Genomic DNA, 1,275 nt, shown 5'->3' on the forward strand with positions numbered 1-1,275 from the left:
CAAGCAAATGACCGGAAACCAAACCACCCACACAAACCGCGAAATAGCCGGAATTGGCCGTCAAATTCGCCGTGCCGGATTGCGCAATGCACATATCGCTCGCCCATTCCGCGTGGTAAGCAGCCAATGCCGGTTCGGACAGCGTTGCCAGCCAAACAAAACAGGCCATGACACTTTCAAGGCCCGGCGCATCTCCTAGATATACATTCTATCTTGAGATGTTTGCGCAACAACAGACGCACCAATGCAGGCTGGACACCCAAACGATGAAAAACTCAATCCGGTTTCCACATCTCAAAAGCTGCCTGCTGTTCGATGGTCTCGACGATCAGTACAAATCCGATTTTCTCGACGGATGCTCAGTACGGGTGCACAGCACCGCCGAAGAGATCCTGACCCAGGGCGAAACCCCGCTCGAGGTGTTTATCATCGCTGCCGGCTCGGTCGAGATTTCCTCGACCACCGAATCCTGTCACCGCGCCATCATCACCCATCTGACAGCGGGCGAAACAGCGGGCGAACCCGAAATGATCGCGCAGGTGCCCTGTGTGGCCAACGCCGTCGCGCAGCCGAATACCGTCACGCTGGTCTGCCCAAGGGCCGACTTCATGACGCTGATGCGGCTCGACATCATGCTGCGCAATATCTTCCGGGCGCATGTCTGGCGCATGGAACGCGAGAATCAGTTCAAGGTGATCGACCAGTTTCTGCCGGTCGGGGACCGCATCACCAGCTACCTGCTGCATCTGTCCGAGGCAAACCGCGTGCTGCACATCAGCCAGTCCTATCTGGCCTCTGTTGCAGGGTGTTCGCGGCAGACGGTGAACAAGGTTCTCAAACGCTTCAAGGACGAAGGCGCTGTCGCGATACGCAAAGAGGAAATTCAGGTTCTCAAGCCCGACAAGCTGCGGGAAAGCCTTCACAAGGACAACTAACGCTTGCAAAGTTTTCCAGTGCAACTTGATGATGCGAGTTCCTGACCGCGGCCGGAACCCGCATCATCAAATACCTGCCCAACTCGTGATTGGGCTTCATGCACACCAATACTACCCGATTTACACAACCACTGGTAAACGCTATACTCGTCAAACTCGAAACGTTCACTCATACAGCAGGATGTCGCCTGCTCACCCATCGGGATCTACCCGATGCCCTGCAAAACGAGTGTCGCCAAGGCGACTTTCGTTGCATTTTTTGGCTATTTCGCGGTTTGTGTGGGTGGTTTGGTTTCCGGTCATTTGCTTGAGGCACAAGATGTTGTGCGGTAGGGTGATG

At 55.1% G+C, this 1,275-nt stretch carries 1 protein-coding gene; it reads left to right on the forward strand.

All coding sequences use genetic code 11. The features are described 5' to 3' along the window. The first annotated feature begins 266 nt into the window (after positions 1–266). Positions 267–935, forward strand: a complete 669-nt coding sequence (locus ACFTOW_RS13355; protein WP_379916524.1) for a Crp/Fnr family transcriptional regulator — start codon at positions 267–269, stop codon at positions 933–935. Positions 936–1,275: the final 340 nt, after the last annotated feature.

This window comes from Lacimonas salitolerans, from assembly GCF_042677865.1.
Taxonomy (GTDB): Bacteria; Pseudomonadota; Alphaproteobacteria; order Rhodobacterales; family Rhodobacteraceae; genus Lutimaribacter; species Lutimaribacter salitolerans.